This is a genomic window from Pseudomonas gebzensis, assembly GCF_034427815.1.
Taxonomy (GTDB): domain Bacteria; phylum Pseudomonadota; class Gammaproteobacteria; order Pseudomonadales; family Pseudomonadaceae; genus Aquipseudomonas.
The window spans coordinates 555477-580123 of sequence record NZ_JAXQNS010000001.1 but is presented as its reverse complement, the minus strand read 5'-3'; the positions used below and the strand labels follow the sequence as shown (position 1 = coordinate 580123).

Sequence of the window (24647 nt, the reverse complement as noted above, 5' to 3'; positions counted from 1 at the left end):
GCAGGATCAGACCAGCTTTTCCAACGCCGGAATGGCTTCGAACAAGTCGGCTACCAGACCATAGTCGGCGACCTGGAAGATCGGTGCCTCTTCATCCTTGTTGATCGCGACGATCACTTTGGAGTCCTTCATGCCCGCCAGGTGCTGGATGGCACCGGAAATGCCCACGGCGATGTACAGCTGCGGCGCGACGATCTTGCCGGTCTGGCCAACCTGCATGTCGTTGGGCACGTAGCCGGCGTCGACCGCCGCACGCGAAGCACCTACCGCGGCGCCGAGCTTGTCTGCAAGGCTGTAGAGGTGGCTGAAGTTGTCACCGTTCTGCAGGCCACGGCCGCCAGAAATGACGATCTTGGCGGCGGTCAGCTCAGGACGATCGGATTTGGCCAGCTCTTCGCTGACGAATGACGATTTGCCGGCGTCGTGTGCCGACGAAACGGCTTCGACCGAAGCCGAACCCCCTTCACTGGCAACCGGGTCGAAACCGGTGCCACGCACGGTGATGACCTTGACCGACGCCGAGGATTGCACGGTGGCGATGGCGTTGCCCGCGTAGATCGGACGCTTGAAGGTATCGGCCGATTCCACCGAGATGATCTCGGAAATCTGATCGACATCCAGCAACGCTGCCACGCGCGGCAGAATATTCTTGCCGTTGGTGGAAGCCGGGGCCAGCACGTGGCTGTACTGGGCGGCCAGCTCGACGATCAGCGGCGCGACGTTTTCTGGCAGGGCATGTTCATAGGCCGCGTTGTCGGCAACCAGCACCTTGCTGACGCCGGCGATCTTGGCGGCGGCTTCGGCGAGGGTGCCGACATTGGCACCGGCAACCAGCAGGTGCACGTCACCGCCAATCTTGCTGGCAGCGGCAACGGTGTTGAGGGTAGCCGGGGCGATGACGCCGGCTTCATGTTCAGCGATAACCAGGATAGTCATTTAGATTACCTTCGCCTCGTTCTTCAGTTTGTCGACCAGTTCAGCCACCGACTTGACCATGATGCCAGCGCCACGGGCTGCCGGAGCCTCGACCTTGAGCGTCTTGGTGGTGGAGGTGATGGCGACGCCCAGCGCATCGGGCGTAACGATTTCCAGCGGCTTTTTCTTGGCCTTCATGATGTTGGGCAGCGACGCGTAGCGCGGCTCGTTCAGGCGCAGGTCGGTGGTGACCACGGCAGGCAGGCTGAGGGCAACGGTCTGCAGGCCGCCGTCGATTTCACGGGTCACGTTGAGCGTGTCGCCAGCCACTTCGACTTTCGAGGCGAAGGTGCCTTGTGCGAAGCCAGTGAGGGCAGCGAGCATCTGGCCGGTCTGGTTGTTGTCGCTGTCGATGGCCTGCTTGCCGAGGATCACCAGCTGAGGCTGTTCCTTGTCGACGACGGCCTTGAGCGCCTTGGCCACGGCCAGCGAGTTCAGCTCATCGGCCACTTCAACCAGAATGGCGCGGTCAGCGCCCAGGGCCAGGGCGGTGCGCAGTTGTTCCTGGGCAGCGGTCGGGCCTACGGCCACGGCGACGATTTCGCTGACCACGCCCTTCTCTTTCAGGCGCACGGCCTCTTCCACGGCGATTTCGCAGAAGGGGTTCATGGACATCTTGACGTTTGCAAGGTCGACGCCGGAGTTGTCCGCCTTGACGCGAACCTTGACGTTGTAGTCGACCACTCGTTTGACAGCTACAAGAACCTTCATGGATTCCTCGTTACTCTCCGGTGAAAAGAATGTCGCTCGGGCCTGGCCCGGCGAATGCGCGTGGGTACAAGGGCACCTCTGAAAAACGTTCCAACGCTGGCAAAATTAGCGCCGCGCCAGTGGCCGGTGATGGACCGGCCTGGCAAAACCTGCGGGTCATTCCAGGTGGTGGCGTGTAGACTCCACTACACCACGTGCAATGGCCGCAAAACCCTGCCTGGCGCCGGGTTTTTAGAGGTGCTCCTGCGCCTTGCAGGCAGCCCGCGGCGAGCGTAAAAGCGCTCGTATCTTGACTGCAACACCCCCTTCGGTCAATACGCCAAATCGGCCAGTTTCCAGCCCCGCCCCTGTGAATTTACAGGGCTGCGGCAAATTCAAACAAACGTTTGTATTGGACCGCCGAGGTGGTGTAGATATAATGCCGGCACCCTAAAACGGTGTAGTCAGTCATTCCACGAGCTACAGCCAAGATAGCCCGGGTCGACTGCACTGAATCCCAGACAAGCACCGCGAAAAAGCCTTGATGAGTAGGAGAGAACCAGTGGAACGCGAATACATGGAATTCGACGTCGTCATCGTCGGCGCTGGCCCGGCGGGACTGTCCGCCGCCTGCCGCCTGAAGCAGAAGGCCGCCGAAGCCGGTAACGAGATCAGCGTCTGCGTGGTCGAGAAAGGCTCCGAGGTCGGTGCTCACATTCTCTCCGGTGCCGTGTTCGAGCCCCGTGCGCTCAACGAACTGTTCCCTGACTGGCAGGCCCTCGGCGCCCCGCTCAACACGGCGGTCAAGCGCGATGACATCTACGTGCTCAAAGACGGCGAAACCGCCATCAAGGTGCCCGACCTGTTCGTGCCCAAGACCATGCACAACGAGGGCAACTACATCATTTCGCTGGGCAATCTGTGCCGCTGGCTGGCGCAGCAGGCCGAGAACCTGGGCGTTGAGATCTACCCAGGTTTCGCCGCCCAGGAAGCACTGATCGACGAAACGGGCGTGGTCCGCGGCATCGTCACCGGCGATCTGGGTGTCGACCGCGAAGGCAAGCCCAAGGAGGGCCTCTACACCCCCGGCATGGAACTGCGCGCCAAGTACACGCTGTTCGCCGAAGGCTGCCGCGGGCATATCGGCAAGCAACTGATCAAGCGCTTTGATCTGGCCAACGAGTCCGACGTGCAGCACTACGGCATCGGCCTCAAGGAAATCTGGGAGATCGACCCGAGCAAGCACCAGCAGGGCCTGGTGGTACACACCGCCGGCTGGCCGCTGGACGTGGTGGCCAAGGACAACACTGGCGGCTCGTTCCTCTACCACCTGGAAAACAATCAGGTGGTGGTGGGCCTGATCGTCGATCTGTCCTATGCCAACCCGTACCTGTCGCCGTTCGACGAGTTCCAGCGGCTCAAGCACCACCCGGTGATCAGCCAGTACCTCGAAGGCGGCAAGCGCATCAGCTATGGCGCTCGCGCCCTGGCCAAGGGCGGCTTGAATTCGCTGCCCAAGATGGTCTTCGCCGGCGGCGCCCTCATCGGTTGTGACCTGGGCACCATGAACGTGGCCAAGATCAAGGGCAGCCATACCGCAATGAAGTCCGGCATGCTCGCCGCCGACGCCGTGGCCGACGCGCTGCTGGCCGGTAGCGAGGGTGGCGACGCGCTGACCGGTTATGTGGATGCGTTCAAGGCCAGCTGGCTGCATGAAGAGCTTTACAGCAGCCGCAACTTCGGCCCAGCCATGCACAAGTTCGGCCCGTTGTTCGGCGCCGCGTTCAACTATGTGGAGCAGAACTGGTTCGCCGGCAAACTGCCCTTCACGCTGCGTGACACCAAGCCCGACTACGCCTGCCTGAAACTGGCCGCCGAGTCGAAGAAAATCGACTACCCCAAGCCCGACGGCAAGCTCAGTTTCGACAAGCTGAGCTCGGTGTTCATCTCCGGTACCAACCACGAAGAAGAGCAGCCTTGCCACTTGAAGCTGACCGACCCGAGCATCCCGATCGCCAGCAACCTGCCGCTGTACGATGAACCGGCGCAGCGTTACTGTCCGGCCGGTGTGTACGAGGTGGTGGCGCAGGAAGACGGCAGCAAGCGCTTCCAGATCAACGCGCAAAACTGCGTGCACTGCAAGACCTGCGACATCAAGGACCCGGCGCAGAACATCACCTGGGTCACCCCCGAAGGCGCAGGCGGGCCGACGTACCCCAACATGTAAGCCTGCCCTGCAAGCGATTAGGCTGTTCACCAAGGCACGGGTGAACAGATGCACCGCCCGTACCGCGTGTGAAAGCCAAAAAAACGCCGCTTTTTCGTAGTGAAAAAGCGGCGTTTTCAGGTGTGAACAGCGTCAGTGCTTCCAGGCGCGTACAAAGCCTGGCCCGCAAACGCACGGGCTTGCCGCATGGCCTCAGGCCGAGGCGCCATCGGGCGCCATCTGCAGCGACTCACGGCCACTGAAGTACGCCGCCGTCAAGGCCCCCACCACCCCCATGATCAGGCAAAACCCTACGCACACCCACGGGCTCCACGGCATCAAGGCAATCAACGCCAGCGGTGTGGTACTGGCCCACAGCGCATAGGCCACGTTGTACGTGAAGGAGATGCCCGATACCCGGATCGATGCCGGGAACAGCCCCACCATCACCGAGGGCACCACCCCCACTACCCCGCACGACAGCCCCGCCAGCGCATAGGCCAGCCACACCGGCCCCCACTGCCCCACCAGGCTGGCGTACAGCCCGCCGATGCCCAGCGGCAGCAGCAGACTGTAAATGGCCAAGGCGCGCCAGGCGCCGATCCGATCGACCAGCAATCCGGCCAACACGCAGCCCAGGTTGAGAAAGACGATGCCCACGCTGCTCAGGGCGAACGTCTGGCCAGCGCTCATGGCAAAGCTCTTCTGCATCACCGTGGGCGTGACCACCACCAGCACCACAACGGCGGACGTCAGCACACAGGTCAGCAGCGCTGCCGGGATCAGCGCCGGGCGATGTTCGCTGAGTACCCGGCGCAGCGGAAAGGCCACCGGCTCTGCGTTACGCGCGCGCAAGGCCAGAAACACCGGCGTTTCGCTCAGCCAGCGGCGCAGCCAGACGCCGATCACGCCAAACAGCCCGCCGAGCAGAAACGGATAGCGCCAGGCGAAGTCAAGGATGTCTTGCGGGCTGTAGAGCTCGGCCAACAGGCTCGCGGTCAGCGCCCCGAGCAAATAGCCGAAGGTCAGCCCCGCCTGCAGAAAGCCCAGGGCATAACCGCGACGCCCTGCCGGTGCGTGCTCGGCAACGAACGTCCAGGCACTCGGCACCTCGCCCCCCACCGCCGCGCCTTGCAGGATGCGCAGGGCCAGCAGCAGCAATGGCGCCGCGTAGCCGATGTCGGCGTAGGTCGGCATCACGCCGATCAACAGGCAGGGCAAGGCCATCAGCAGGATGCTCAGGTTGAACATGCGCTTGCGCCCAAGGTGGTCGGCAAAATGCGCCATCAGAATGCCGCCCAGCGGCCGGGCCAGATAACCGGTCACGAAGATGCCGAAACTCTGCAACAAGCGCAGCCACTCGGGCATTTCGGGCGGGAAGAACAGTTCGCTGAGGGTCAGCGTGAAGAACACGAAAATGATGAAGTCGTAGATCTCCAGCGCGCCGCCCAGTGCCGCGAGGGCCAGGGTGCGGTGATCGCGGCGGCTCAAACGCGGCGCGCGGGCAGAAGCGGTGGCAGGCATGGGGCAGGTTCCGCGGTTCGGCAAAGCGCAGCAGGATACCAAAAGCGGCGCGGGGAATGTCCGCGGGTGCCGCCAACGGTGCCCTGAGAGCGGCGACCACCCGCACGCATCCACCCCACGCTAAATCCCGGTTACGCCGCTTCGTCCAATGGGGGACTTGCGCACGCCGTGTTCCGGCGCGCGTCCACGATCTTCGGCCGGAAGCCCGCATGAAACGCGCCCCCACCCCTCGCCGTACGCTATTGCTCAGCGCCACCGGCCTGCTGGCCTTGGCCTGCCTGGCTGCCTGGGCCACGCTGCCGTTGAACGGCCCTGCGCCGAGCACCGTCACGGTGACCCGCAGCGACATCGAAAGCAGCGTCACGGCGCTGGGCACCTTGCAGCCGCGCCGCTACGTGGACGTCGGCGCCCAGGCCTCCGGGCAGATTCGCAACCTGGCCGTCGAAGTGGGCGAGGTGGTGCACAAGGGCCAGTTGCTGGTCGAGATCGACCCGTCCATGCAGCAGGCACGCGTCGACGCCGGGCGCTTCTCCATCGACAACCTCAAGGCCGAGCTGGCCGAGCAGCGCGCCCAGTTCCAGCTCGCCCAGCAACAGTCCACGCGCCAGCGCGACCTGGCCCAGACCGGGGCCACCCGCGCCGAAGACGTGCAAGCGGCACAGGCGCAAGTGAAAGTCACCGAGGCCCGTATCGCCAAGTTTCAGGCGCAGATCCGCCAGGCCGAGGCCAGCCTGCGCAGTGATCAGGCCGAGCTCGGCTACACGCGCATCTACGCGCCGATGGACGGTACGGTGGTCGCGCTGGATGCGCGCCAGGGCCAGACCCTCAACGCCCAGCAACAGACACCGTTGATCCTGCGCATCGCCAAGCTCTCGCCGATGACCGTCTGGGCACAGGTGTCCGAAGCGGACATCGGCCTGGTCAAGGCCGGCATGACTGCCTATTTCACCACCCTGGCTGGCGGCAAGCGCCGCTGGACCAGCACGGTGCGCCAGATCCTGCCCATCCCGCCCCGGCCGCTCGACCAGACCAGCCAGGGCGGTGGTAGCCCGGCCAGCGTCAGCGCCGGCACCACCGGCAGCCAGGTGGTGCAGTACACGGTGCTGCTCGACGTCGACAACCCCGACGGTGCGCTCATGGCGGAAATGACCACGCAGGTATTCTTCGTCGCCGGCCAGGCCCAGCAGGTGCTGACTGCTCCGTCTGCGGCACTGGACAGCACCGACGACGACACCCTGCGCCTGGCTCAGGTGCTGCAGGCCGACGGCAAGGTCGAGCAGCGCCAGGTGCGCGTCGGCCTCAGCGACCGTTTGCGCACCCAGGTGCTCGACGGGTTGCGCGAAGGCGAGCGCCTGGTCATCGGCGCGCCTGTCGCCAGCGGAGGCTGAATGCGCCAACCCCTGATCGAGCTGCGCGAGATTCGCAAGGTCTATGGCGGGGTGGATTCCCCTGCTGTGGAAGTGCTGCGCGGCATCAGCCTGCGCATTCATCCGGGTGAGTTCGTCGCCATTGTCGGCAGCTCAGGTTCGGGCAAGTCGACCCTGATGAACGTGCTCGGTTGCCTCGACCGGCCCACCTCCGGCAGCTACCACTTTGCCGGCCAGGACGTTGCCGAACTGGACGTCGATGCGCTGGCCTGGCTGCGCCGCGAAGCCTTTGGTTTCGTGTTCCAGGGCTATCACCTGATCCCCTCGGCGTCGGCCCAGGAAAACGTCGAGATGCCGGCGATCTACGCAGGCCTGGGCGCCGACGAACGCCACGCCCGCGCCGCCGCCCTGCTCGAGCGCCTGGGCCTGGCCAGCCGCACCGGCAACCGCCCGCATCAACTCTCGGGCGGTCAGCAGCAACGGGTGTCGATCGCCCGTGCCCTGATGAACGGCGGGCACATCATTCTCGCCGACGAACCCACCGGCGCGCTCGACAGCCACAGCGGCGCCGAGGTCATGGCCTTGTTGGACGAGCTGGCGAGCCAAGGCCACGTGATCATTCTCATCACCCATGACCGCGAAGTGGCCGCGCGCGCGCGGCGCATCATCGAGGTGCGCGATGGCGAGGTGGTCAGCGACTCGGGCGCAGGCGCACCGGCCGACGCCGCCACCGAGCACCTGCAAGCCGACGCGCTGCGCCAGCGCCTGGACCGTGGCGCCACCTTGCGTGGGGCGTGGAAAGGCGAGCTGCTGGAATCGCTGCGCGCGGCCTGGCGGGTGATGTGGATCAACCGCTTTCGCACCGCGCTGACCCTGCTCGGCATCGTCATCGGCGTGGCCTCGGTGGTAGTGATGCTGGCCATCGGCGAAGGCAGCAAGCGCCAGGTCATGGCGCAAATGGCCGCGTTCGGCTCGAACATCCTCTACCTCAACGGCAAACGCGCCACCCTGCGCGAAGCGGCCGGCATCGTCACCCTCGATGATGTCCAAGCCATCGGCCAACTGCCGCAGGTGCAGCGCATCATGCCGGTGATTGGCGGTGAACTGGACGTGCGCCACGGCAACAACAACCAGCGTTTCTATGTGGGCGGCAACAACACGCAGTTCTCGGCCATCCTCAACTGGCCGGTGGTCCAGGGCAGCTTCTTCAGCGAAGCGGACGAGCGCGTGGGCGCAGCCGTCGCAGTGATCGGGCAGAAGGTGCGCGAGACGCTGCTGGCACCGGGCAGCGACCCCATCGGCCAGTACCTGCTGATCGGCAACGTACCGTTCCAGGTGGTGGGCGTGCTGGCCGGCAAGGGCGCGAGCTCGGGCGATCAGGACAGCGACGAGCGCATCGTTGTGCCCTACTCCGCCGCAGCCATCCGCCTGTTCGCCACCCGCAACCCCGAATACGTGATCATCGCCGCCGCCGATTCGGCGCGGGTGACCGAGAGCGAGGCGGCCATCGACCGGCTGCTGCGCCAACGTCATCACGGCCAGCAGGACTACCAGGTGACCAACAACGCCGCGCTGATCCAGGCCGAGGCGCGCACGCAGAACAGCCTGTCGCTGATGCTCGGCGCCATCGCTGCGATCTCGCTGCTGGTGGGCGGTATCGGGGTGATGAACATCATGTTGATGACCGTGCGCGAGCGCACCCGCGAGATCGGCATCCGCATGGCCACCGGCGCCCGCCAGCGCGACATCCTGCGCCAGTTCCTCAGCGAGGCAGTGATGCTGTCGATGGTCGGTGGCGTGACCGGCATCGTCCTGGCCCTGACCCTCGGCGCCAGCCTGCTGTTGGCCAATGTGGCCGTCGCCTTTACCTTGCCTGCCATCCTCGGCGCCTTTGCCTGCGCCGTGATCACCGGGGTGGTGTTCGGCTTCATGCCGGCCCGCAAGGCTGCGCGCCTTGACCCGGTCAAAGCCTTGACCAGCGAATAGCCCATGAACCTGACCCCTCGCCTCAGCCTGCTGACCCCAGGTTTGCCTCGTCGCATAAGCCTGTTGACCCTGAGCCTGGCCCTGGCGGCGTGCAGCACGCCGCCCATCCCCGAAGCCGGTGTGCGCCCCCCGACACGCTGGCAAGGCGCCCCCGCACAGGCTACTCACGCCTGGCCCGACCGCCAGTGGTGGCATGCCTTCGCCAGCCCGACCCTGGACCGCTTGATCGAGCGCGCGCGCGCCAACAGCCATGACCTGGCCGCCGCCACCGCGCGGGTGCGCCAGGCCCAGGCCAACGCGGCGATCGCGGGCGCAGGGCGGCTGCCGGAGGTGCAGCTGGCGATCGATGCCGGCCGCCAGCACCTGATGCGCGGCCCGGGCTACGACGGCCTGGACGTGAGCCGCAGCTACACCACCAGCACACGTTTCGACGCGGTGCTGAGCACCCGCTACGAGGTGGATTTCTGGGGCGGCGTGCGCGGCAAACGCAACAGCGCACTGCGCAGCCTGGAGGCCAGCCGCTTCGACCGGCAGACCGTCGAGCTGACCCTGCTCAGCGCGGTGGCCGACAGCTACCTGCGCGACCTGACGCTGGCCGAGCAAGTGCGCATCGCCCGCCTCAACCTGAGCAACGCCGATGACGTGCTGCGCCTGGTGCAAAACCGTCAGCACGCGGGCGCGGCCAGCCGTCTGGAGCTGGCCCAGCAGCGCGGCTTGCAGGCGGCGCAACAGCGGCAGGTGCAGCTGCTTGAACAGCAGCGCCAGGACAACCGCGTCACCCTCGCCACCTTGCTCGGCGAGCCGGTGCAGCACCTGCCGGTCAGCGCTGAAACGCTCACCGCACTACGCTGGCCGAGCCTGGCTGGGGGCGCACCGAGCGATCTGCTCACCCGGCGCCCGGACATCGCCGCCGCCGAAGCGCGACTGGCGGCGGCCAGTGCCGACGTGCAGGTGGCCCGCGCCGCGATGCTGCCGGCCCTGCAACTGGGGGTGGACCTCGGCAGCGGCGCACGCACCGCCGCAGACGTGTTCAACAGTCCGTTCTATACCCTCAGTGCCGGGCTGGCGGCGCCCATCTTCAACCATGGCCGGCTGCGTGCAGGCCGTGAGCTGGCCAGCGCCCGCGAGGCCGAACTGCTGGAGGATTACCGCACGCGGATCATCGGCGGCTTCGCCGAGGTGGAGAAAGCGCTGAACGCGCTGACCGGTGTCGAGCGCCAGCGCCAGTGGCAGGACGAGGAAGTCCAGCAGGCGCAATTGGCCTTCGACCTCGCCCAGCAACGCTACGGCGCCGGCGCGGAAACGCTGCTGGTGGTGCTGGAAACCCAACGCACCCTGTTCCTGGCCCAGGATCAACAGGTGCGTCTGCGCTTGGAGCGGTTGCAGGGCAGCGTGGCGTTGTACAAGGCGCTGGGCGGCGGCTGGCAGGTGACGGCGCGTGGCGGCGTGGATTGAGCGAAGATCAGGTTGCATGCTGGGCGAGACGTCCGCTGCGCCCGTCAGTCGCCAAAGGTGGCGTGGCAGCGCCGGACCGGCCACTTACACCGACCGCGCCTTCCTGAGGCATCACTTCAGCCCCGCCCCACCCGGTCCCCTGTCGGAGCGGCCTGTCCGGCGCTTGTCAGACAGCGCCTAGAAATCCATTCCGGCCACCGACAGATGTCGGGCATACCACGGCCGTTTCGGCACGCGCTTCAACAAGCCCTTGATGCCGTCGTCTTCACCGGCCCAGATGATCCGCAGCGCAAGCTTCATGGTCTCCACATCCATCTCCACCGAGCGCCCAGGGCGTACGCCCGGTACGGTGCTGCAGCCGTGGGTGTCGGGGCCGAGCCAGGGGTCGTCCACCTCGACCCAGCGCCCTGGCGCGAACCAGGGTACGCCGTTGACGTCGAGCCTGCGCACTTCGCCCGGATGGAAACGTTCCTGCGCGGCGAACCAGTCTTCGATGCGGTCATCGATCCAGCCGTGGAAGCGCCAGAACACCGGGTGCACATGGGAGGAAAACGGGTCCCCGAGAAAATCGTTTTCGGCCCTGAACCAGCGCGGCGCGAAGTCATCCTGGGTGCGGCCGTAGGGCACAGGTGCGCCGTTGGACGGGTCGCGCGGCACGGCCGCCCAGCGCATGTGCAGCCAATCGTGCAGGCCCAGTTCCATCTCCGAGCCCAACTGCCCGAGGGTCATCTGCGAGAGATAGCGCGGGTCACGGTACTGCGATTCCCACAGCGCGAAGTTGGCCTGGAAGGTCTCTTCGCGTTTGATGCCACTGACCCACTCGGTGTATTCCTCGTCGTCGTCCGCCAGCCAGGTGGGCGGGATGGAGCAGCCATCGAGGTTGTCGAAATACGCGGCAAACCCTTGGCGATCGCGCTCCAATGCAGGTTGCGGCAGCGGGAAATGGGGCCACGAGGGCAGCGGTTGCAACGCACGCGCACTGGCCAGCATGTGCCGGTGCATGAAGAAGAAATCCACCCCGGAGCCGTTGCGGTCCTTGTGACGGCCACGGGCGTCACGCTCGCTGTCTCGCGGGCCGGGTTGCCAGCCCAGGCCACGCAGGGCGTTGCGCTTGTCGTCGGGCAACGTGTGCCATCGATCACGGCTGGCATGCCACAGCTGATGAAACAGGCGGTGCTCGGCCGAGATCAGCCAGGCCAGCAAGGGCGGCTGCAGGGTGATGCGCTGACGCGCCTCGGGAAAGGCATGCTTGGTGGCGACGAACAGCGTGTCCCGCTGCGGCAGTGCCAGAGGCCGCTCGAGGTCGATCAGCCGTCCGGTGAACGTGTCACGCCCGGCATTGCCGAAGGCGTCCCAGACCTCATCGACCTGCACGCTCATTTCATAGCGCGGGGCGGTCGCGTGCGCCGCTACCAGGCGCCAGTACAGCCTGCCGTCGTTGTCCTGGCGCAGGTCGCCGACCAACCCGTACGCCGGCTGCGCCTCGCTGCGCAGGCGCGCGGCGCTATCCAGGCAACCGCGTACCCCGCGCCCTCGCGCGGCGATGTCGATGAACAGCTCCAGGTCATCGCCCGACAGGCCTGGCAGGCCGGCCTCGGCGCCGTGCATGCGCACACTCCAGATGCCGCGCAGGCGATTGGCCAGATGCTGACCCGCCCCATCGGTGAGGTCGACGGTGGCCTCGCCCGGGGTCTCGGGCGCCTCCTCGGGTCGGGTCAGTTCGCGGTGGCCGTAATAGCCCGCAGGCACGGCGGCACCCAGCAGCGCCGCCACGGCCATGAAGCCTCGTCGAGAAAGTGTCATTACCCCACCTGAGTCCGCCCTGAAGCAGGCGCTATCCCAGCAAGAACGTTTGCTGGCAGGGCAAATTTAAGGCTACCGCCCGGACTAAATTTTCCCACTCAGGCCTCGTTCTTCCCGGATAGCCCCGCCCGTGACCTGCATCGAGACGGCAATGAAATCACCTCGCTGGAACAAGACCCTCTACCTTGGCCTGCCGCTGGCCGTGCTGATCGGCGTCGGCGGCTACCTGGCCTGGCACGCACTCGACCCTGCCCCGGCGTACCCGCGCAAGGTGGTCGAGCAGGCCGATGCGCTGCAGGAGCGGCTGATCTCGTTCGACAGTCACATCACCCTGCCGCTGAGCTTTGGCAGCGAAGGCCGCGAGGCCGACCAGGACACCGGCGGCGCCTTCGACCTGGTGAAAGCCGCCAAGGGGCGGCTCTCGGGCGCCGCGCTGACGATTTTCGGCTGGCCGGAAATCTGGAACGGCCCCAACGCCCCGCACCGCCCCACCGCAGGCTTCATCGAAGAAGCGCGCAATCAGCAGGAAGTGCGCTACAAGGCCATTACCGGCATGGCCCGCGACTTTCCCAACCAGGTCGGTATTGCCTATACACCCGACGACCTGCGGCGCCTGCATGGCGAAGGCAAATTCGCGATCTTCATCAGCATGCTCAACGCCTACCCGCTGGGCCACGACCTGGACCTGCTGGACGTCTGGGCCGCGCGCGGCATGCGCCTGTTCGGTTTCAGCTACATCGGCAACAACGACTGGGCCGATTCGTCACGGCCACTGCCGTTTCTCAATGACTCGCCCGATGCCCTGGGCGGCCTCTCGGACCTGGGCAAGCAAGCGGTGCAGCGGCTCAACGACCTGGGCGTGATGATCGATGTGTCGCACATGTCGACCCCCGCGCTGGAGCAGGTGGCTGCGCTCAGCCGTGCGCCGATCGTTGCCTCGCATTCGGTGCCGCGCGCGTTCGTCGACATCCCGCGCAACCTCAGCGACAAGGAAATGCGCCTGATCCGCGACAGCGGCGGCGTGGTGCAGGTGGTGGCGTTTTCCCAATACCTCAAGCCGCTGACGCAACAGACCCAAGACAAGCTCAACGCGCTGCGCCGCACGTTCGGCTTGCCCAGCCTGCCCAATCAGGCCATGGCGCTGATGCCCGGCGACCCGGTGATCGCCGCCTGGAGCGAGCAGCAATTCGGCAGCTACGCCAGCCAGCTGTACGCCATCCTCGAAGAAGAGCCCAAGGCCGGCCTCAAGGAGTTTGGCGACGCCATCGACTACACCGTGCGCAAGATCGGCATCGACCACGTCGGCATTGCCTCGGACTTCAACGAGGGCGGCGGCGTGCTGGGCTGGAACGATGTCAGCGAGTCTCGCAACGTCACCGCCGAGCTGCTCCAGCGCGGTTACTCCGAAGCCGACATCGCCAAGCTCTGGGGCGGCAACTTCCTGCGCACCTGGGCGCAGGTGCAACAGGCTGCGACACCTGCACCCCCCTCTCAGCCCCCGACGCCGTGACCCTGCCATGACCGACCGCCGTACCTTTCTGAAAAACGCCAGCCTGCTGGCCATGGCAGTCCCTTTGAGTGGCGGGCTCGCCGCGTGCAGCGCGCATTCTTCGACCCCGGCCCCCGCACCCAGCCCTGTGGGCAAGGACAAATGGCAACAGTTGCAGGGGATGTTCAGCCTCGATGCGGACTACCTGCACTTCGCCAATTTCCTGCTGACCGCCCACCCCACACCGGTGCGCGAGGCCATTGAGCGCCACCGCGCCTGGCTCGACCGTAACCCGGCCGTGGCCATGGACTGGGACCGTGAGGAAACCTGGCAGCATGAAGGCCAGGTGCGTGAATGGGCCGCTCGCTACCTCGGCGCCAAACCTGCGCAGATCGCCCTGACCGGCAGCACCACCGAGGGCCTGTCGATGATCTATGGCGGCATCCATGTGCGCCCCGAGCAAGAGATTCTCACCACCCGGCACGAGCACTATTCGACCCACTACACCCTGGCCTACCGCACCGAGCGCGACGGCACCCGCGTGCGCAAGATCAGCCTGTTCGACGACCCGGCGCAGGTGACCGACCAAGAGATTCTCGGCAACATCGACCGCGCCATCCGCCCTGAAACCCGGGTGCTGGGCATGACCTGGGTGCATTCGAGCAGCGGCGTGAAGTTGCCGGTGGCGCAGATCGGCGAGCTGGTGGCGCGGCACAACCGCGGACGCACGGCGGCGCAGCGCATCCTCTACGTGATCGACGGGGTGCACGGGCTCGGTGTCGAGAACCTCGACTTCGCCCAGATGAACTGCGATTTTTTCATCGCCGGCACGCACAAGTGGATGTTCGGCCCGCGCGGCACCGGCATCATCTGCGCCCGCAGCGAAACCCTGGAAGACGTGACCCCGCTGGTGCCGACCTTCTCCGAAGACACCAACTTCGCCACGCGCATGACCCCGGGTGGCTACCACGCATTCGAGCACCGCTGGGCACTGGATGAAGCCTTCAAGCTGCATCTGCAGTTGGGCAAGGGCGAGGTACAGACGCGCATCCATCAGCTCAACGGCTACCTGCGCGACCAGCTCGCCGCCGACCCGCGCATTCGTCTGGTCACCCCGCGCAGCGCCGAGCTGTCGTCGGGCTTCACCTTCTTCACGGTCAAGGGCCGTGACTGCGATGCGGTGGCGGCCGCACTGATCGCACGCAAGGTCACGGTCGATGCGGTGAGCCGTGACGTCGGTCCGGTCATTCGCACCGCGCCGGGACTGCTCAACGACGAACAACAGATCGACCGCTTGATGGACCGTCTGGGTCGCGTCCTGGCTTGAATCCGTTGAGGCGCGGAGGTGCAGGAATCCGCCCGCCGCCAGTCACCGCCGTGGTGCAGAGCATTCGTTTTGAGCGGCGCCCCAAATGTTGGACACCCGTCCACGTTTGGAGCGCAGATCATTTCTCTGTGGGAGCGGCTATTGCCGCGATGGGCGGCGCAGCCGACCCAAGGCTGCAACCTCCATTCACCGGCTGTTGCGCGGCGCCTGCAGCGGGCCGGCTGCGCCAGCCAGCGCGGTTGAAGCGTCCATCGATGCGTTACGCAGCCGCCTTCAGAGATGGCGTAGCCAATCGCCCACGGCGCTGTAGATACCATCGATCTGCCCCGTGATGCCCGACATCCGCAGAAAATCATGGGTCAGGCCGTGCTGGGTCAGCAGGGTCACCGAGGTGCCGCTGGCGCGCAGGTGTGCGGCATAGGCCAAGCCTTCGTCATACAGCGGGTCGTATTCGGCCAGGCTCAGGTACGCGGGGGCAAGTGCCGGCAGGCCCTGTGCGCGCAAAGGCGATGCGCGCCAGTCGCGACGCTGCCCAGGCTCGCTCAGATAGTGCTGGTAGAACCACTCGAGCGTAGCGCTTTCCAGCAGGTAGCCTTCGGCGAACCGCGCGTGGGAAGGACGGGGCTGTGCGGTGTCGGTGACCGGGTAGAACAGCAGCTGCGCGCGCGGGGCGAACCCGGCAGCCAGCTCGCCGCGTGCCGCAGCGATGGCCAGGACCGTGGCCAGGGTAGCGCCGGCGCTGTCTCCGGCCACACTGATTCGAGCGCTATCCACACCCAGCCCTGCGGCTTGTCGCACCAGCCATGCGGCGCTGTCTTCGGCGTCATGCACAGCAGTGGGGAACACCTGCTCCGGCGCCAGGCGATAGGCCGGAGCCAGCACGGCGTGAGCGCTGCACGTTGCCAGGCGCCGGCACACCGAATCATGCGAGTCGAGGCCGCCGACCACATAGCCGCCGCCATGGAAATACAGCAGGCAGGGCAGCGGCTCGGCGCTGCCGGCAGGCCGGTAGAGGCGTGCGTGCAGCTGCTCGCCATCGCGGCATTCGATCGCGTGCGTACTGACCTGCACCGCCCCCGGCGGCGAGGGGTCGAGCACTTCCGAGCTGAAGGCGAAGGTCGCCCGCGCTTGTGCCACGCTCAGCGCGTGCAGGGGCTGCTGTTTGCCACTCAGGCGGCCCAGCTCGGCCAGTTCGAGAAAACCTTCCAGGTCAGGGTCCAGCGGCATTGCGGTGTCCTCTTGGTAAGCATCAGGTGCAGTGGAAAGTGGGCGCGTTCAGTTCAAGTGCGCCTGCTGGGGTCCCTGTCGCTGCGGGTGCCGGCTGCGGCCAGGGCCGGTTCGGATCAACCTCGGTGGAAACCGCCCCTGGTTACGGTCGATGCGGGGTCAGCCAGCGCGAGGTCAAGCCAGCCCCGTTTCGGATCGACTTCGGTGCAAACCACCCCTGGTTCCGGTCGATGCAGATTCAGCCAGCGCGAGGTCAAGCCAGCCCCGTTTCGGATCAGCCTCGGTGCAAACCGTCCCTGGCTCCGGTCGATGCGGGGTCAGCCAGCGCCAGGTCAAGCCAGCGCGTGTTCGTGTCAACGACGGCTCCCCGTCAAAGCGACCTCCGCTCAAGCCAGCGCCGGCTCACACACCACCCGCCCGGCCTCTAGGCGCACCAGATGATCCGCGACATCGAAATAACGATCGTCATGGGAAATCACGATCAAGGTCTTGCCCAGGCGTTTGAGTTCCGGCAGTAGCTCGGTGTAGAAGATCCGCCGGAACGCCGGGTCCTGGTCCGCGGCCCACTCGTCGAACACCAGCACCGGGCGTTCGTCGAGCCAGGCGTTGACCAGGGCCAGGCGCTTGCGTTGCCCGGTGGACAGGTCAGTGGTGGTGAACGCGCCATCGCGCACGCTGACCTTGTGCGCGATCTCCAGGCGTTCCAGGTAGCGGGTGGCTTCTTGCGGCACGGTTTTGTCGGTCTGCATCAAGTCATCGAACAGGAAGTAGTCGGCAAAGATCGTGGTGAACATCTGCCGGTAGTCATCCAGCCCGGCAGCGTCCACCGGTGTGCCGTTGACCCGCACCTGACCCTTGCTGGGCGCATACAGCCCCAGCAGCAGCTTGATCAGTGACGTTTTGCCCGAACCGTTATCACCGACGATGAACACGATCTCGCCCTGGGCGATGCTCAGGTTGACCGGCCCCACGCGAAACGGCGCGCTGCCCTCGACCGTCGGGTAGGCGTACTCGACCTCACGCAGCTCCAAGCGCTCGAGCACCACTGGCGGTGTGCGCACATCGTCTAGCAGCAGGTGCGGCTCGGGGGACGAAAAACGCTCCGAGAGGTCGGCAATACGGCGGAAGGCGATCTGCGCTCGGCTGACGATAGGCAGGTTGCCAATCAGGTTTTCCAGCGGACCCTTCATGTACAGCAGCACCAGCACGAAACCGCTGATCACTGCAGGGTCGTTGTCCGGCAGCAGTGACTGCATGGCCAGGGCCAGGCCAATGACCACGAAGAACAGCATCGAGCCCAGGCTCTTGGCGATCACGAAAATGTTGATCGAACGGATGTGCGTGTCGCAGATGTGGTCGGCGGTGCCCTGGATGTTGCGGGTGAACATGGCATGCCGACGCGGCCGGTGGATGCGCAGCTCCTTGGCGCCTTCGGCGATGGCCGAATAGTGCTTCTGCAGGTCGTCTTCAGCGTCGCGCGCCTGGTTGAAGCCGCGCTCGCCTTTGTTGCGGGCCACGAACTGGATCGCCGAGCCAATGCCGATGGCCACCACGGTCATGGCGAAGATCGGCAGTGACAGCGTGGCCAGGTAGCCCAGGCAACCCAGCACCACGGTGCACGACACCGCCAGCGGCGCGAAGGAAAAGGCGAAGTCGCTGATGGTGTCCACATCGTGGGTCAGCACCGGGATCAGGCGATGACTGCGGTAGCGCTCGATCTGCTCGATCGGCGCGGCGAGCACCTTGGCGCCCAGCTCCTTGCGCAGGCGAGCGATGACTTTCTGCCCGACCAGGTTGGTGCCGATATCGGCAGCGATGCCACTGAGCAAGGCCACCAGGCACAGGCCGGCGAAGGCCAGGATCACCCCGCGACTCAGACCGTCAGCGTTGTGCAGACCCTGGTTCACCGTGGCCAGCAGGGCGGTGATGCTCAGCCCCCCGAGGATGCCGAGCGCGATGGACCCGACCACGATCCAGCGGTACGGCTGCAGCAAGGTCATCAATTCGTGGAAGGCGCTGCGCGGTGGTGCGGACATGAAACTACCTCGGTCGCAAGCTGGCGGGGCGCCAGGGGCGGTGGGTGGCCGGGCGGCCATGTAGTAGAAGGACGTTTGGTCTGCAGATGGATTTAGCGATGCGCTTGCACCAGGGCTGCGAGTCAGCCCGATGGCGACAATCGAGCTTATCGGGCGGTACCCGTCATTGGCGCTGGGGCGGCGCTGTCGCCCCTCACCCGTATAGAAATAATCATAAGATGTTGATTTAAATGATATTTTCAGGCTCGACCGACGCCGCCATGGGCAGCGCAGCCGGCCCCATGCTGTAGCCCCCGTCACCGGCGGTGCTCGGTGCCCAGGGCCAGGCCGGCTCTGCCGGCCATCGCGGCAATCCGAGCGCCGGACCGGCCGCTCCTACACCTCTTCTGTGAGTTGCTGGCGTGCAAGCGTCAGCGCTACTGAGTCACCCCACTAACGCTGCACGCAGGGCATCACCGAAGCGTTCGGCCACCTCATCGACCTGCTCGGCGGTGATGATCAAGGGCGGAAGGAAGCGCACGACCGCGCCATGGCGGCCGCCCAGCTCGATGATCAGGCCGCGGCGCAGGCATTCGCGCTGCACTTTTGGCGCCAGCAGAGGGCAGATCGGTGGATGGCCGAGTGCATCAGGTACGCCATTCGGATCAACCAGTTCGACCCCGAGCATCAGGCCGCGGCCGCGGACGTCGCCCAGTTGCGGGTAGTCGCGCTGCAGCTGGCGCAAGTGCGCGCACAGGCGTTGGCCCATGGACTCGGCGTGGGCGGCCAGATCGTGCTCAACCAGGTAGTTCATCACCGCCGAGCCCGCCGCCATGGCCATCTGGTTGCCACGGAAGGTACCGGCATGGGCGCCTGGCCCCCACTGATCGAGCCAGTCGCGATAGACCACCACGGCCAGCGGAAGGCTGCCGCCAATCGCTTTGGACAAGGTCACCACGTCGGGCACGATGCCGGCGTGCTCGAAGGCGAACATCTTGCCGGTGCGGGCGAAGCCGCTCTGGATCTCGTCGACGATCAACGCCACCCCATGCTGTTCGGTGATCCGCCGCAACCCGCGCAGCCACTGCACATCGGCCGGAATCATCCCGCCCTCGCCCTGCACTGCTTCGACGATCACCGCTGCCGGCAGTTGCACGCCGGCTTCGGGGTCGCTGAACAGGGTTTCCAGGTAATGCAGGTTGGCCCGCACACCGGCTTCGCCACCGAGCCCGAACGGGCAGCGGTAGTCGTAGGGATACGGCAAGAACTGCACGTTGTTGTTGAGCAGCGCGCCCAGCGCTCGTTTCGGGCCCAGGCTGCCCATCAAGCTCAGTGCGCCTTGGGACATGCCGTGGTAGGCACCCTGGAACGACATCACCGTGCTACGCCCGGTGGCGATACGCACCAGCTTGAGCGCCGCTTCGACCGCATCGGTGCCGGTGGGGCCACAGAACTGGATCTTGGCTTCGCGACGCAAGCCTTCAGGCAGCAGGCCGAACAGGTCCTGCACGAAGCGGTCTTTGACCGGCGTGGTCAGGTCCAGGGTGTGCAGCGGCAGTTCATCGGCCAACACCCGCTGGATCGCTTCGATCACCACCGGGTGATTGTGGCCCAGGGCCAAGGTGCCTGCCCCGGCCAGGCAGTCGAGGAACTGACGGCCTTCGACATCTTCCAGGTAAATGCCGCGCGCACGCTTGAGCGCCAGCGGGATACGCCGTGGATAGCTGCGGGCATTGGATTCCTGTTGCTGTTGGCGCAGCAGCAGCGGCGAATCGGTGAATTCGTAAAGGGCCTGGGGCTCGGCGGCCGGCAGAACCTGGGCAAGACGGGAAGCACTGGACATGGCAAGACCTCACAAGCAGGCGTGTGGTACGGGCCCAGCCGAGTACTCGGCCAAGCGCGGGACGATGCTTGGAGAACGCTTGGCTGAAGAACGGATTTAGCGCTGGCCGCGGGATTTTTCAGGCGCCTTGCGAACGGTCAGAGGCTGCACAGCAGCGACCACTGCGACACCCGAGGGGCATTGCGAGGTCGTCGAGGCGCCGGCACCCGGCGAAGCACTGGACTGGGCTCGAGCATGGACCGATTCTGCCAGGACCGTGGATTGCACAGACGCCTGCCAGGCAGTCAGAGACTGCGCGCCGGCAACTGCAACCACACCTGCAGGCCATCTTCCAGATTGTCGAAACGCAGCCGCCCGGCGCAGCGCTGGGCAATCGCCTCGACGATGGCCAGGCCCAGCCCGCAACCGCCGCTCTGGCTGTGGCGCCAGAAGCGCTCGGTGAGCCGTTGCAGGTCATCGGCGGCGATGCCGGGGCCGTGATCGCGGACCACGAAACCGACGTCACCGTCGATCATCTGCACGTCCAGCTCGACCGGTGTCTGGCCGCCGCCGTGGCGCAGGGCGTTGTCGAGCAGGTTACGCAAGGCCGTGACCGCCAGGGGCGCCGGCATGCCGAGGTACACACGGGCAGCCTCGTCGGGCACATGCAGGCGGATCCGCCGGGCGTTGTCGATGCCCACGTCGTGCAGGGCCTGGCGCGCCACCTGCTCGGCGCTGCACTGCACGCCGTCGTCGAACGACAGGCTGCCTTCCACGCGCGCCAGCATCAGCAGTTGCTCCAGGGTGCGGTGCAGGCGGTCGGCGCCTTGCTCGGCATGCTCGAGGGCGTGTTCGCGCACCGCGCCGTCAGTCATGCGCGCCACTTGCAGGTGGGTCTTGATCACCGTCAAGGGGCTGCGCAGTTCATGGGCGGCATCGTCGGTCAGGCGGCGTTCGCGCTCGATGGTCTGGGCGATGCGCTTGAACAGCTGGTTCTGGGTGTCGAGCAGCGGCTGCAACTCGCTGGGCAGGCCGGCCACCTGCAACGGCTCGACGCTGTCAGCGCGGCGCTGGCGCAGGGCATCGCGCATGCGGTTGAGCGGTGCCAGGCCCTTGCCCAGGCCGATCCACAACAACCCAAGGCTGCCGAGCAAGGCCATCAGCACAGGCGCCGAAGCGGCCAGCAGGATCGAGCGGTTCAGCGCCTCGCGCTCCTGGTTGCGGTCGGCGGTGGTGATGCGCACATCGCCATGGCTGTAGGTGAAGCTGCGCCACTGGGCGCCGTCGATGACCGGGTCGTGGAAACCACTGCCGCGCTCGTCCAGGGTGGTGTCGTGCTGGTGATTGCTGGCCAGGATCTCGCCCCGCAGCGAGGTGACCTGGCAGGCCATGCCATCGGGCACGCTGAGCTGGTCGGCGGCAAAATGCGCGTCCTGGCCCTTGGCAGTGAGCGGTTGCGGCAACTGGTCGATAAGCCCGGCCACCATGCGCGCCGAGGCCACCAGGCGCTGGTCTAAGGAAAACATCATTTGCTGGCGCAGGTCACACAGCATCCAGGCTGCCGCCAAGGCCCAGATGAACACGAAGGCGCTGCCCAGTATCAACGACAAGCGAACGCGCAGGCTCATGAGGCTGGCCCCAGGCGGTAGCCCAGACCACGCACCGTTTCGACGATGCCGCTGCCGAGCTTGCGCCGCAGGTGGTGGATGTGAACGTTCAGCGCGTTGCTCTCGACCTCATCGTTGAAGCCGTAGACGCAGTCTTTCAATTGCTCGCTCGACAGCACCCGCCCAGGGTTCTGTAACAGCGCCTGGAGCAAGGCCTGCTCGCGGCGCGACAGGTCGACGGGCTGATCATGCAGAAAAGCTTCGCAGGTGCTCGGGTCATAGCGTAGCGGGCCGTGCTCGATGGCATTCACCGCCCGCCCGGCCACGCGCCGCAACAGGGTATGCAGGCGCGCCGCCAGTTCACGCAGGTCGAAGGGTTTGAGCAGGTAGTCGTCCGCGCCGGCTTGCAGGCCATCGACCCGGTCGGTGACCGCATCGCGAGCCGTCAGCACCAGCACCGGCAAGGCTTCGCCGCTCTGACGCAGGCGGCGCAGAAACGCCAGGCCGTCTTCGTCGGGTAGGCCGAGGTCGAGCACCATCACATCGAAACGTGCCGTTTGCAGCACATGGCGCGCGGCGGCAGCGGTGGCTACCCGGTCCACGGTCAGGCCCTGCGCGGTCAGGCCGGCGCAGATGCCGCTGGCGATCAGGTCGTCGTCCTCGCAGAGCAGTACGTGCATGGTGGGGTTTCCAGGGAAGGGAGCGGCAGTGCACCGCAGCAGGATTAAGGGGGAATTATGCCCCCGACGGCCGGTGCGGTGCGCGTGTTCTGACCTATGCCTTCGCCTCCCCATGCAGCAGGCATAAAAAAGCCCGCCGTGTGCGCGGGCAAGTACCTACGAAGCGCGGTATCGCAACAAGATCAACTGCCGCGATAGGTGGAATAGCTGTACGGTGAAATCAGCAGCGGCACATGGTAGTGGTCCTGCGCAGCGTCGATGCCGAAGCGCAGCACCACCACATCGAGAAACGCTTGCGCTGGCAGTGGCGTGCCACGGGCCCGGTAATAGTCACCGGCGGCGAACTGCAGTTGGTAGACGCCGCTGCGGTAGGCCGCGCCCTCGAGCAGCGGCGCATCGACGCGCCCGTCGCTGTTGGTCACGGCGCTGCGCACCAGCTCCAGGCGCTGACCGTCGACGCGGTACAGCTCGACGGTGATGGCGCTGCCGGGGCAGCCGTGTGCGGCGTCCAGTACATGTGTGGTCAAGCGGCCCATGGGCGTGTTGCCTCTTGTCGGTTCAAGTAAAAAAACGGGAAGCCACTGCCAGGCGCTGAGCCCTGTAGCGGTGGACAATGGCGTTTATTAAGGCAGCAGACCGAAAGATTGTACACAATTTTTTGCGTCGATCCGGTCCAGTTCATGACCCCACCCCAAAACAGCCAAACGCAATACACCCGTACTGCCTATAGACAATACCTGACCAATCAGGCAGTTTTATAGCGCCTGCCCGATCGCCGACAAAAGGCGGATGTGAGGAAAAAACGGGCTTACAAAGGATTTTAAATCTTGTATACAATCAGCTGATCCGGTAGTGCGACATCCCGACGCGGCCTCGCCCTACCGCCTGCACTCAACGAACAAGAAGGAAGACTGCAGTGAGCGCTGACTACCCTCGCGACCTGATTGGCTACGGCAACAACCCTCCACACCCGCACTGGCCGGGCAATGCCCGCATCGCGTTGTCTTTCGTGCTCAATTACGAGGAAGGCGGTGAGCGCAACATCCTTCACGGCGACAAGGAATCGGAGTCGTTCCTCTCTGAAATGGTCGCCGCGCAGCCGCTGCAAGGCCAACGCAACCAGAGCATGGAATCGCTGTACGAATACGGCAGCCGCGCGGGGGTATGGCGCCTGCTCAAGCTGTTCAAGGACAGTGGCGTGCCGCTGACCGTCTTCGCCGTGGCCATGGCCGCCCAGCGCCACCCTGACGTGATTCGCGCCATGGCCCAGGCCGGCCATGAAATCTGCAGCCACGGCTACCGCTGGATCGACTACCAGAACATGGACGAGGCGCAGGAACGCGAGCACATGCACGAAGCCATCCGCATCCTCACCGAACTCACCGGCGAGCGCCCCGTCGGCTGGTACACCGGCCGCACCAGCCCGAACACCCGGCGCCTGGTGATGGAAGAAGGCGGCTTTCTGTACGACAGCGACACCTACGACGACGACCTGCCCTACTGGGAACGCAACAACCCCACCGACAAGCCGCACCTGGTGATCCCCTACACCCTGGACACCAACGACATGCGCTTCACCCAAGTGCAAGGGTTCAACTGCGGCGAACAGTTTTACCAGTACCTCAAGGACGCCTTCGACGTGCTCTACGAAGAAGGCAGCGAGGCGCCGAAAATGCTCTCCATCGGCCTGCACTGCCGCCTGGTCGGCCGTCCGGCACGGCTGGCAGCACTCAAGCGCTTCGTCGAGTACGCCAAGCGCCACGAGCACGTGTGGTTTGCCCGCCGTGCAGACATCGCCCGCCACTGGCACGCCACTCACCCCTATGTCAAAGGGGCTGTCCGATGAGCGCGTTCCAGACCCTGACCCCGTCCACGTTGAACCGCGAAGCGTTCATTGCCGCGTTCGCCGACATCTATGAACACTCTCCGTGGGTGGCCCAGCGCGCCTTCGATCAGGGCCGGGTGAGCGAACTCGACGACGTCGACACCCTGCACCAGCGCATGAGCGAGGTCCTGCTCAGCGCCAGCCACGCCGAGCAGTTGGCGCTGATCAATGCGCACCCGGATCTCGCCGGCAAGGCCGCCGTACAGGGTGAACTGACCGCCTCGAGCACCGCCGAGCAGGCCGGGGCCGGCATCAACCAGTGCACCGCTGAGGAGTTCGCCCGTTTCACCGCGCTGAACGCCGCTTACAAGGCGCGTTTCCACTTCCCGTTCATCATGGCGGTCAAGGGCAGCAACCGGCACCAGATCCTCGCCGCCTTCGAGGCGCGCCTGCACAACGACCTCACCACCGAGTTCAAGCAGGCGCTGCTGCAGATCAACCGCATTGCCCTGCTGCGCCTGTCGCAACTGTGAGACGCGCAGGGGCGAACCTTGCCGGCACCACCCGTGAAACACCCCTGTGGCCCGACGCGTGAACCGTCCGCCGCGCCGCAGGCCAATGCTGCAGTCTTTCTGCACACCACAAGACA

18 protein-coding genes are annotated in these 24647 nt (G+C 65.7%); 8 read left to right on the top strand and 10 right to left on the bottom strand.

The genetic code is table 11. The features are described from left to right. Positions 1-6: 6 nt before the first annotated feature. Together SJI00_RS02665 and SJI00_RS02660 are read right to left on the bottom strand one after the other, a co-directional pair. Positions 7-936 carry an electron transfer flavoprotein subunit alpha/FixB family protein gene (locus tag SJI00_RS02665; protein ID WP_322460196.1) on the bottom strand — a complete coding sequence of 310 codons (930 nt, stop codon included), beginning with the start codon at positions 934-936 and terminating at the stop codon, positions 7-9. Then, the gene (locus SJI00_RS02660) at positions 937-1686 is read right to left on the bottom strand and encodes an electron transfer flavoprotein subunit beta/FixA family protein (protein ID WP_322460195.1); all 750 of its coding nucleotides are present in this window, start codon (positions 1684-1686) and stop codon (positions 937-939) included. A gap of 523 nt (positions 1687-2209) precedes the next feature. On the opposite strand from SJI00_RS02660, the gene SJI00_RS02655 reads away from it, so the two are divergent. After that, entirely contained in the window at positions 2210-3892 is a 1683-nt protein-coding gene (locus SJI00_RS02655) for an electron transfer flavoprotein-ubiquinone oxidoreductase (protein ID WP_322460194.1), read from the top strand. A 192-nt stretch (positions 3893-4084) separates the two neighbouring features. On the opposite strand, the gene SJI00_RS02650 is transcribed toward SJI00_RS02655, so the two are convergent. Continuing rightward, a complete protein-coding gene (locus SJI00_RS02650; protein WP_322460193.1) occupies positions 4085-5395 on the bottom strand; it encodes an MFS transporter in 1311 nt (436 codons plus the stop codon). 209 nt (positions 5396-5604) lie between these two features. Here SJI00_RS02650 and SJI00_RS02645 point away from each other — a divergent pair, with 209 nt between their 5' ends. From SJI00_RS02645 to SJI00_RS02635, 3 genes are read left to right on the top strand one after another with little or no spacing between them, the layout of a single operon-like run. Next, positions 5605-6783: an efflux RND transporter periplasmic adaptor subunit gene (locus tag SJI00_RS02645; RefSeq protein ID WP_322460192.1), complete on the top strand. Its 1179-nt coding sequence runs from the start codon at positions 5605-5607 to the stop codon at positions 6781-6783. After that, positions 6784-8748: a MacB family efflux pump subunit gene (locus tag SJI00_RS02640; protein WP_322460191.1), complete on the top strand. Its 1965-nt coding sequence runs from the start codon at positions 6784-6786 to the stop codon at positions 8746-8748. It abuts the gene before it with no gap. Positions 8749-8751: 3 nt separating this feature from the next. After that, the gene (locus tag SJI00_RS02635) at positions 8752-10203 is read left to right on the top strand and encodes an efflux transporter outer membrane subunit (RefSeq protein ID WP_322460190.1); all 1452 of its coding nucleotides are present in this window, start codon (positions 8752-8754) and stop codon (positions 10201-10203) included. A gap of 177 nt (positions 10204-10380) precedes the next feature. Here the strand turns inward: SJI00_RS02635 and pvdP are convergent, their stop codons facing one another. Further along, on the bottom strand, positions 10381-12006 hold the full coding sequence (gene pvdP, locus SJI00_RS02630; protein WP_322460189.1) for a pyoverdine maturation tyrosinase PvdP: 1626 nt from the start codon (positions 12004-12006) through the stop codon (positions 10381-10383). A 151-nt stretch (positions 12007-12157) separates the two neighbouring features. Here pvdP and pvdM point away from each other — a divergent pair, with 151 nt between their 5' ends. Both pvdM and pvdN read left to right on the top strand, forming a co-directional pair. Beyond that, a complete protein-coding gene (gene pvdM, locus SJI00_RS02625) occupies positions 12158-13516 on the top strand; it encodes a pyoverdine-tailoring dipeptidase-like protein PvdM (RefSeq protein ID WP_322460188.1) in 1359 nt (452 codons plus the stop codon). A 7-nt stretch (positions 13517-13523) separates the two neighbouring features. Further along, positions 13524-14822, top strand: coding sequence for a pyoverdine-tailoring periplasmic protein PvdN (gene pvdN, locus SJI00_RS02620; RefSeq protein WP_322460187.1), 1299 nt, complete (start codon positions 13524-13526; stop codon positions 14820-14822). 273 nt (positions 14823-15095) lie between these two features. Here the strand turns inward: pvdN and SJI00_RS02615 are convergent, their stop codons facing one another. The 6 genes from SJI00_RS02615 to uraH all read right to left on the bottom strand — a co-directional run bounded on the left by SJI00_RS02615 (position 15096) and on the right by uraH (position 22709). Continuing rightward, entirely contained in the window at positions 15096-16049 is a 954-nt protein-coding gene (locus tag SJI00_RS02615) for an alpha/beta hydrolase (protein WP_322460186.1), read from the bottom strand. 386 nt (positions 16050-16435) lie between these two features. Beyond that, entirely contained in the window at positions 16436-18085 is a 1650-nt protein-coding gene (locus tag SJI00_RS02610; RefSeq protein ID WP_322460185.1) for a cyclic peptide export ABC transporter, read from the bottom strand. Positions 18086-18509: 424 nt separating this feature from the next. Further along, positions 18510-19907, bottom strand: coding sequence for an aspartate aminotransferase family protein (locus SJI00_RS02605; protein ID WP_322460184.1), 1398 nt, complete (start codon positions 19905-19907; stop codon positions 18510-18512). Between the two features lie 284 nt (positions 19908-20191). After that, a complete protein-coding gene (locus SJI00_RS02600) occupies positions 20192-21514 on the bottom strand; it encodes an ATP-binding protein (RefSeq protein WP_322460183.1) in 1323 nt (440 codons plus the stop codon). Then, positions 21511-22173, bottom strand: coding sequence for a response regulator transcription factor (locus SJI00_RS02595; RefSeq protein ID WP_322460182.1), 663 nt, complete (start codon positions 22171-22173; stop codon positions 21511-21513). Before SJI00_RS02595 ends, SJI00_RS02600 begins: the two co-directional genes overlap by 4 nt. A gap of 182 nt (positions 22174-22355) precedes the next feature. Beyond that, entirely contained in the window at positions 22356-22709 is a 354-nt protein-coding gene (uraH, locus tag SJI00_RS02590) for a hydroxyisourate hydrolase (protein WP_322460181.1), read from the bottom strand. A gap of 380 nt (positions 22710-23089) precedes the next feature. On the opposite strand from uraH, the gene puuE reads away from it, so the two are divergent. After that, positions 23090-24019: an allantoinase PuuE gene (gene puuE / locus SJI00_RS02585; protein WP_322460180.1), complete on the top strand. Its 930-nt coding sequence runs from the start codon at positions 23090-23092 to the stop codon at positions 24017-24019. Continuing rightward, positions 24016-24531, top strand: coding sequence for a 2-oxo-4-hydroxy-4-carboxy-5-ureidoimidazoline decarboxylase (uraD, locus tag SJI00_RS02580; RefSeq protein ID WP_322460179.1), 516 nt, complete (start codon positions 24016-24018; stop codon positions 24529-24531). The genes puuE and uraD overlap by 4 nt, the downstream gene beginning before the upstream one ends. The last annotated feature ends 116 nt before the right edge of the window (positions 24532-24647 follow it).

What these genes read in the sequence shown, in the direction of transcription:
- SJI00_RS02615 (WP_322460186.1), bottom strand. Translation starts at nt 16,049, where the DNA reads ATGCCGCTGGACCCTGACCTGGAAGGTTTTCTCGAACTGGCCGAGCTG.
- uraD (WP_322460179.1), top strand. Translation starts at nt 24,016, where the DNA reads ATGAGCGCGTTCCAGACCCTGACCCCGTCCACGTTGAACCGCGAAGCG.
- SJI00_RS02635 (WP_322460190.1), top strand. Translation starts at nt 8,752, where the DNA reads ATGAACCTGACCCCTCGCCTCAGCCTGCTGACCCCAGGTTTGCCTCGT.
- SJI00_RS02660 (WP_322460195.1), bottom strand. Translation starts at nt 1,686, where the DNA reads ATGAAGGTTCTTGTAGCTGTCAAACGAGTGGTCGACTACAACGTCAAG.
- pvdN (WP_322460187.1), top strand. Translation starts at nt 13,524, where the DNA reads ATGACCGACCGCCGTACCTTTCTGAAAAACGCCAGCCTGCTGGCCATG.
- SJI00_RS02600 (WP_322460183.1), bottom strand. Translation starts at nt 21,514, where the DNA reads ATGAGCCTGCGCGTTCGCTTGTCGTTGATACTGGGCAGCGCCTTCGTG.
- SJI00_RS02650 (WP_322460193.1), bottom strand. Translation starts at nt 5,395, where the DNA reads ATGCCTGCCACCGCTTCTGCCCGCGCGCCGCGTTTGAGCCGCCGCGAT.
- pvdM (WP_322460188.1), top strand. Translation starts at nt 12,158, where the DNA reads ATGAAATCACCTCGCTGGAACAAGACCCTCTACCTTGGCCTGCCGCTG.
- SJI00_RS02605 (WP_322460184.1), bottom strand. Translation starts at nt 19,907, where the DNA reads ATGTCCAGTGCTTCCCGTCTTGCCCAGGTTCTGCCGGCCGCCGAGCCC.
- uraH (WP_322460181.1), bottom strand. Translation starts at nt 22,709, where the DNA reads ATGGGCCGCTTGACCACACATGTACTGGACGCCGCACACGGCTGCCCC.
- SJI00_RS02610 (WP_322460185.1), bottom strand. Translation starts at nt 18,085, where the DNA reads ATGTCCGCACCACCGCGCAGCGCCTTCCACGAATTGATGACCTTGCTG.
- SJI00_RS02655 (WP_322460194.1), top strand. Translation starts at nt 2,210, where the DNA reads ATGAGTAGGAGAGAACCAGTGGAACGCGAATACATGGAATTCGACGTC.
- pvdP (WP_322460189.1), bottom strand. Translation starts at nt 12,006, where the DNA reads ATGACACTTTCTCGACGAGGCTTCATGGCCGTGGCGGCGCTGCTGGGT.
- SJI00_RS02595 (WP_322460182.1), bottom strand. Translation starts at nt 22,173, where the DNA reads ATGCACGTACTGCTCTGCGAGGACGACGACCTGATCGCCAGCGGCATC.
- SJI00_RS02640 (WP_322460191.1), top strand. Translation starts at nt 6,784, where the DNA reads ATGCGCCAACCCCTGATCGAGCTGCGCGAGATTCGCAAGGTCTATGGC.
- SJI00_RS02665 (WP_322460196.1), bottom strand. Translation starts at nt 936, where the DNA reads ATGACTATCCTGGTTATCGCTGAACATGAAGCCGGCGTCATCGCCCCG.
- SJI00_RS02645 (WP_322460192.1), top strand. Translation starts at nt 5,605, where the DNA reads ATGAAACGCGCCCCCACCCCTCGCCGTACGCTATTGCTCAGCGCCACC.